This is a genomic window from Mycobacterium sp. (assembly GCF_040509115.1).
GTDB lineage: Bacteria > Actinomycetota > Actinomycetes > Mycobacteriales > Mycobacteriaceae > Mycobacterium.
Window position 1 is genome coordinate 1 of sequence record NZ_JBEVLO010000119.1, and the last position, 6,098, is coordinate 6,098.

Here is a 6,098-nt window from a genome sequence, read left to right on the forward strand (position 1 = left end):
GGACGGTACGGCTGCAGTGCGTTGGTCGTTGGTGGTCATGAGTTCGCCTCTCGATGGGTGCTGGTGTGCTGTGGGGTGTGCTGATCGGCGCCCTCGTCGAGCAGCTTCTCGAATAGGGCGCGGTAGTGGACGAGGGCCTGACGTTGCGCTTCGGTGCCGACGTCGCCGTACTCGGCCGCGAGGTGGATGGCATGGCCCGCCCGGTAGTTCTCGACCACGGTCGGATGGTCGACCGAGATGTCGGCGGACCGCTTCTCGAAGTCGTCGACGGGGTAGCCCCGTGCGCTCATCACCTCGGTGACCAGACGGTCGGCGTCGCCGACCGCTTGCGCCGGGGTGTCGACGAACGCGGTCTGCACGCCCCGCCAACGCTGGGCATATGCCCGGGCTGCCTCCGCGGAGAGTGGCGTGATGTCGAGCTTGGCCCGCTCGTGCTCGCGGCGCATGAGTCGCTTTTCGGCCTTCCGGGTGTCACCGGTCTCCGAGACGGTCCGCTGATACTCCGGACCGAATCTTTCCTGCAGTCCCTTGCTCTTCCTTCGACCGGTCATCGACAGTGCCAGGATCAGCACGGCCAGGACCACCAAGATGAGCACCGCAATTACAATCCATTGCCAGACAGGCATTTTCGTTCCTCTCTACTCGTTGTCTCGCGGGTGTCAGTAGTAGTGGCGACGGCCGCCGACGGCGCGGCCCGCGGACCCGAGGATCGCCAAGATCACCCCGACGACCAGCAAGATGACGCCGATTACCAGGAGGATGTGGGCGAACGCGAACGTGGGGATCAAGACGGGGAGCAGAAAGCTCAAGATGATGAGGATGACGCCAAAGACAATCATGACGAACGCCTTTCGTGATGCCGCGCCGGATGACGCGTGATTTTCGGGTCCGCCGGGCTGCTGCTCGGCGTTGCCTCCAGTCGACACCCCTAGGGAGGGTTCTAATACACCCCTAGGGCGGTAATCTGGAGACCGTGCCCAAGTCTGATGACGGTCCGATCACGGTGGCGTTGGTCGATGACTACGACGTCGTCGTCAAGGGTGTGGCAAACATGTTCGACCGCTACCGAGACCGTGTGATCGTCGCCGAGCTGGACGCCACGATGCCTCTCGAGGACACCGTCGACATCGTGTTGTACGACTCGTTCGCTCAGCCGGAGTCGGATCACCAGGAGATCGGTGAGCTGGTGGCCAACCCCCGGGCACGCCGAGTGGTGGTCTATACGTGGAACTTCCACCCCGATCTCATCGCCAGCGCCACCGAACACGGCGCGCACGGCTACCTGTCGAAGACGTTGCCTGCCCGCGAACTGGTCGCCGCGCTGGAGGCCGTGCACGCCGGCGAGAGGGTGGTCAGCGACGTCCCCATGCGGGCACGCAGCGCCCAGGGGCTGGACTGGCCCGGCCGCGGGGAGGGTCTGAGTGACCGGGAGGCCGAGATTCTCGCCCTCATCACCCAGGGCAAGAGCAACGCCGACGTTGCGCGTCTGACCTACCTCAGCCCCAATACCGTCAAGTCCTACATTCGGACCATCTACCGCAAGATCGACGTCGGCAGCCGCACCCAGGCCGTGCTGTGGGGCGTGAAGCATGGCTTCACCCCCGACCACAACCGCATCGAACACTGGAAGGGCGGCCCCTAGCCGGGTGGCCCTAGCGTGACAGCGCCGTGGCGTTGGCCGCCGTGGGCAGTTCGAGGCGGACGCTCTGCACGTCGATGGCTCCGAACTGGGTGAGGCTTGCCCAGGCGGTGGCGAAGCTGACGATCTGAAGTTCGAGGTGGGAGTCCGGCGTCATCGTGTAGACGATGTCGGCCATCGGAACGCTCACGGTGTGCTGGTTGCCGTCCAATGTGACCGGCACGGGGCTCACCTGGTTGCCGACGACGAGACCGGTCGTCCTGTCGACGATCTGGCCGTAGACGACCCTGCCGGTGCCGATGCCGGAGTAGGTCATGGTGAGCGTGGGGGCGCCGACGACCTGAGTGGTCCGGGTCGGGTTCGTGATCGGAACGTTGACGGCGTTTCCAGCCGGCGAGCCGTCGCCAAGCGCATAGGGGAGCGACGCGATGCTCGGACCGGAGCCGCCGATCACCGGGATGATCGGCAACAGCGCGCCCGGGCCGGTGGTGAGGAGGGAGGTGCCGTAGAAGTCGGCCCGCGTGGGAAGGACGTCCGACGCGTAGTAGTCGCCGTTCTGGTCGACCCATTGGAACGCCGGGCCGGTGTCGACCCTCTCCTCCTTGACGTACTTGTTCATCCAGTCCAGGGTCTGCCCGTCGACCCAGTCCGGATCGTCTCCGGGAGGGGTCAGACAGGTGCCGTGGCCGCCGCAATACCAGATCAGCTTGAGTGGACCGCCGTTTGCCTCGATCATCCCGGCATTGATCAAGGACTGCGCGAGCGGGAAGATCGGATCGGGGATGCCCTGGATCAGCAGCGTGGGAATCTTGACCTTCTCCGCGAGCCTCCCCGGGCCGGCGTTGTCCACCAATGACTCTGCAAAGCCCGGGATTTGGCCCGTCAGCGAGCCGATGACGATGGCAGGGGCGAGGGCGGGATCCACTCTGGCGCCCGTCACGAGAAAGTTCAGGAGAAGCAGCAGCGCGTACGACGTCCTGGCGGCGCCGTCATACGGTGACAGAACACTTTGCAGATTGTTGAAGGCGATCTGTGGAGCGATGGCGTCTACCCGCGTGTCCGTTGCGGCCGTCACCAATTGGATTGCGCCGCCGTAGGAAAGACCAATCATGCCCATCCGCGGGTCGCCCGGCGCGTCCAGTTCGGTGGTCGAGAGGCCCGCGACGTAGTCGATCATCGCCCGCATGTCTCGGCCCTCGAACTGAGCGCTGTCCAGTTCGAGCACCCCGCCGGAGTAGTACTCTCCGCGCGGATCCCACGTCACGACGTTGTAACCGGCGTCTCGAAATCTCTGCACCGGTTCGAGATTGGTCATGTACGGGTTGACCACGGACCGCGTGGCCGCGCCAGAGCCGACGAAGATCGTGGGGGCGGTCCGCCCCGACGGCAGGTCCGACATCGGGAAGTAGTTCGTACTGATCTGGGTGCCATCGAACGACGTCACCATCACCGTGAAGGCCAGTGGTCTCCCGGTGGTGTTGAGTGCGCTCGGAGTGACCGTCACCGGCGTCATCGTGGAGGTGCCGATCACCGGGGCGAGGATGACGTTCACACCCGGCATCTGATACAGCTGCAGCAGGATGGGCAGCACGACTGCCTGCCCGATGATCGGAATTGCGGTCAGGTCCGCGACCAATGGCGTGGTCTCGGCGGCCAGTACCGTGTACTTTTCGCTGCCCGACGTGAGTGCCGTTTGGTAGGGCAGGATGGCGAAGTTGCCGGTGGCCGAGTCGATTCCCATCTTTCCGCCGTCGGCCGCCTCGCTGACGACGTAGTAGGTGATGGGGTTGCCGTTGATCGTGGTCGCCGCGGTGTTGGTGCCGGTGATGACGTTGTTCGTGACGTCAAGGGTCGGCGCGTACTGAATCGCGCTCGGTGGCGCTACCGGGCTGGTGGCGGTGGACTCCGCCGCGAGTTCGCGCCGAGCGCCTGCAAGCAGGGTCGTGAATTCCGGCGGGTCGGGTGTTGGTTCCGTTGGCGCACTGTCTGACTCAGAGTTCAGGACGCTGGACCCGGCGATCTCGACCTCCGGGCCGTCCTTGGCGGGAAGGCTGCCCGTATTGGTCTGCGCCGTGACCCGCGCCGAACCTCCGGCCGGATCGGGAGCGAGTTCGTTGCGGTCCTCGGCGGTGTCTTGATGAGGCGTGCCCGGCGAAGCGAGGGGGAGCGCGACCACCTCGTCCTCCGCGTCGGCGGTCTCGGGTGCGACCGCGGCTCCCGTCGGCGGGGGCTGGTCGGTGGTCTGCCCCGAATCGGTCTGGGTCTGGGACACCTCGGAATCGGTTGTTGCAGAGGCCACTCCGTGGCCGATGAACACCGCAGTGCCGATACCCAGAGCTACCGCAAGCCCGCCGACGCGACCCACATGTCTCCCAGCACCCATGGCGCTTTCCCTCCCCCGATGGAGATCGCAATTTAACATCCGTTCCAGCCGGTATGCAAGGTGCATCGGGAGCGCCTACCGCGTGGCGAACGTGGTCCTGTTAGGCAGTATCTGCTGCGGTGAGTTGCTGGGGTTGGAACCCGCCGGGAAGTCGGCACACTCCGTTACGAGGTGGGCGGACCGTTTTGTTGGCTACGTGGCGCGCTTCATGCCATCGGCGATGACCTTGCGCAGATCCTCACATGCGCGGTCCCAGCGACGCCGTGTGATCGTGGCGTCGTCGTCGACGAGGCTCAACACCATCACGCCGCGGAGGGCATCCATTGCCGTATAGACGGCATTGCGGAGATTCTTCTGCCGCGTACCGTCGGGGAGCACCTGAGCGACGGCCGCGGCCAGGGTGTCGTTGACGAGGGGTTCGACCCGCTTGATTTCTTGCAGGAGAACGGGATTCGTGCGCGCCGCGACCCACAGCTCCACGGTTGCCACGAACATCGGTCCCTGATGTGCCTCCCAGAGCAGATCGAGCACTGCCACAGCAGGATCCGGCGTGTTGCGAGCTTCTGCGATGGTGCCGATGGCGGTCCGTGCCCGTTGCCGGGCGAGGTGGTCGATGGCCGCGACGACCAGGCCTTCCTTGGACGGGAAGTGGTGAAGCTGAGCTCCCTTGGTGACCCCCGCCGCCTCCACCACACGCGCGGTCGTGGTGCCGGCGAAACCGTGTTCGATCAGGACGCTGACCGTGGCGTCGAGCAGGCGTTCGCGCATCTCGGCACTGCGTTGAGCCTGCGTCCGCCGCGGCCGCACCGGCTGCGTTCGAGTTGGCACTGCGCCGACCTCCTGACGACCAAGTCGCGTCAGTTTACATTCCAGGCGGCCTCGAAGTGTCGCATGGCGCCACTAACCCAACCGCGCGTCCCGCCACTTCAGCATCTGCTCCAGCGTGGAGAAGTCGTATCCGTCTGCGTCAGGCCAGAGTTCGATGATGAACAGCGTCGCTCCCGCGCCGGCGTACTCGTCGGAACTGCGTTCGTCCTCCCAGCTGACGGAGCGCTCGATGTCGGCGCCGGTCCGGCCGAAGCCCTCGGCGAGCTCGGTGACGCGGGCGGTGGCGTCACGGTAGGCGGCGATCGGGAGTTTGGAGTGCCAGATGTCGGCGTGGCGCGCGACGGCGGGCAGCGTGCGCTTCACCCCGGAACCGCCGATGAGGATGGGAATCTTGCGCACCGGCGGTGGCGTCAGCTGCTGCAGGCGATTCTTGATCCGCAGCAGACCGTCGTCGAACAGGTCCATCCGGGACTTGACGGTCCCGAAGTCGTAACCGTAGGTCGCGTACTCTCGCTCGAACCACCCCGCGCCCACCCCGAGGACGAGGCGTCCGCCGCTGATGTGGTCGACGGTGCGGGCCATGTCGGCCAGCAGGTCGGGGTTGCGGAAACCGATGCCGGTGACCAGCAACCCGATCTCGGCCCGCGTGGTCGCCTCACCCCACGCCGCCAGTGCCGTCCAGCCTTCGAAGTTCGTCAACTCGGGGGTGCCGGCTGGGATGGGTTCCGCACCGGGGATCTCGGCCTTCGGCGACAGGAAGTGGTCGTACCCGAAGATCACGTCGGTGCCCAGTTGCTCGGCGCGCAGCACCGCGGCGCGCCACGCCGGGTAGTCGGGTATTCCCGCGGGGTTCAGCTGCACGCCGATTCTGATGTTTCGCTCCATGATTCGTCTCCTTCTGAGGGTCATCGGTTGTTGGCAAGCGTCACAGCATGATTCCGCCGTCGATCTGGAAGTCGCTGCCGGTGACGTAGGCCGATTCGTCGGAGGCGAGGAAGACCGCCAGGTTGGCGACTTCGTCTGATCCGCCGAAGCGGTTGAGCGGTATCCGGTCTAGGAGCATGGTTTGGCGTTCGGGTGTGTTCAGTTGGTGCATGGGGGTGTCGATGCAGCCGGGGTGGATGACGTTGACGCGGATGTTGTCGGGTCCGAGTTCGGCGGCGGCGACTTGGGTCATGCCGCGTACTGCGAACTTGGTGCCGGAGTAGCAGATGAACTCCGGCATGCCGCGTAGTGCGGAGCCGGATG

Annotated in this window: 7 protein-coding genes; 1 reads left to right on the top strand and 6 read right to left on the bottom strand. The window is 65.6% G+C overall.

Annotation, left to right across the window (positions count from 1 at the left end):
* Window positions 1–35 precede the first annotated feature (35 nt).
* Both ABW137_RS09295 and ABW137_RS09300 read right to left on the bottom strand, forming a co-directional pair.
* On the bottom strand, window positions 36–626 hold the full coding sequence (locus tag ABW137_RS09295) for a hypothetical protein (protein WP_526399131.1): 591 nt from the start codon (window positions 624–626) through the stop codon (window positions 36–38).
* Window positions 627–659: 33 nt separating this feature from the next.
* Window positions 660–839, bottom strand: coding sequence for a DUF6131 family protein (locus ABW137_RS09300; RefSeq protein WP_526399133.1), 180 nt, complete (start codon window positions 837–839; stop codon window positions 660–662).
* 134 nt (window positions 840–973) lie between these two features.
* Between ABW137_RS09300 and ABW137_RS09305 the strand changes: the two genes are divergently transcribed.
* Window positions 974–1,642: a response regulator transcription factor gene (locus ABW137_RS09305; protein ID WP_526399135.1), complete on the top strand. Its 669-nt coding sequence runs from the start codon at window positions 974–976 to the stop codon at window positions 1,640–1,642.
* 10 nt (window positions 1,643–1,652) lie between these two features.
* Here ABW137_RS09305 and ABW137_RS09310 read toward each other — a convergent pair whose 3' ends face one another.
* The 4 genes from ABW137_RS09310 to ABW137_RS09325 all read right to left on the bottom strand — a co-directional run.
* Window positions 1,653–4,022 (bottom strand): alpha/beta hydrolase, encoded by a 2,370-nt coding sequence (locus ABW137_RS09310; RefSeq protein WP_526399137.1) that lies wholly within the window; start codon window positions 4,020–4,022, stop codon window positions 1,653–1,655.
* A gap of 192 nt (window positions 4,023–4,214) precedes the next feature.
* Window positions 4,215–4,790, bottom strand: a complete 576-nt coding sequence (locus ABW137_RS09315) for a TetR/AcrR family transcriptional regulator (RefSeq protein WP_526399142.1) — start codon at window positions 4,788–4,790, stop codon at window positions 4,215–4,217.
* Between the two features lie 132 nt (window positions 4,791–4,922).
* Window positions 4,923–5,735, bottom strand: a complete 813-nt coding sequence (locus tag ABW137_RS09320) for an LLM class F420-dependent oxidoreductase (RefSeq protein ID WP_526399139.1) — start codon at window positions 5,733–5,735, stop codon at window positions 4,923–4,925.
* A 40-nt stretch (window positions 5,736–5,775) separates the two neighbouring features.
* Window positions 5,776–6,098 (bottom strand): SDR family NAD(P)-dependent oxidoreductase (locus ABW137_RS09325; protein ID WP_526399141.1); only part of this gene is annotated, 323 nt, incomplete at its 5' end.

Bases quoted from the DNA above. Each gene is read 5' to 3' on its own strand.
- ABW137_RS09295 (WP_526399131.1), bottom strand. From the start codon at position 626: ATGCCTGTCTGGCAATGGATTGTAATTGCGGTGCTCATCTTGGTGGTC.
- ABW137_RS09300 (WP_526399133.1), bottom strand. From the start codon at position 839: ATGATTGTCTTTGGCGTCATCCTCATCATCTTGAGCTTTCTGCTCCCC.
- ABW137_RS09310 (WP_526399137.1), bottom strand. From the start codon at position 4,022: ATGGGTGCTGGGAGACATGTGGGTCGCGTCGGCGGGCTTGCGGTAGCT.
- ABW137_RS09315 (WP_526399142.1), bottom strand. From the start codon at position 4,790: ATGCGCGAACGCCTGCTCGACGCCACGGTCAGCGTCCTGATCGAACAC.
- ABW137_RS09320 (WP_526399139.1), bottom strand. From the start codon at position 5,735: ATGGAGCGAAACATCAGAATCGGCGTGCAGCTGAACCCCGCGGGAATA.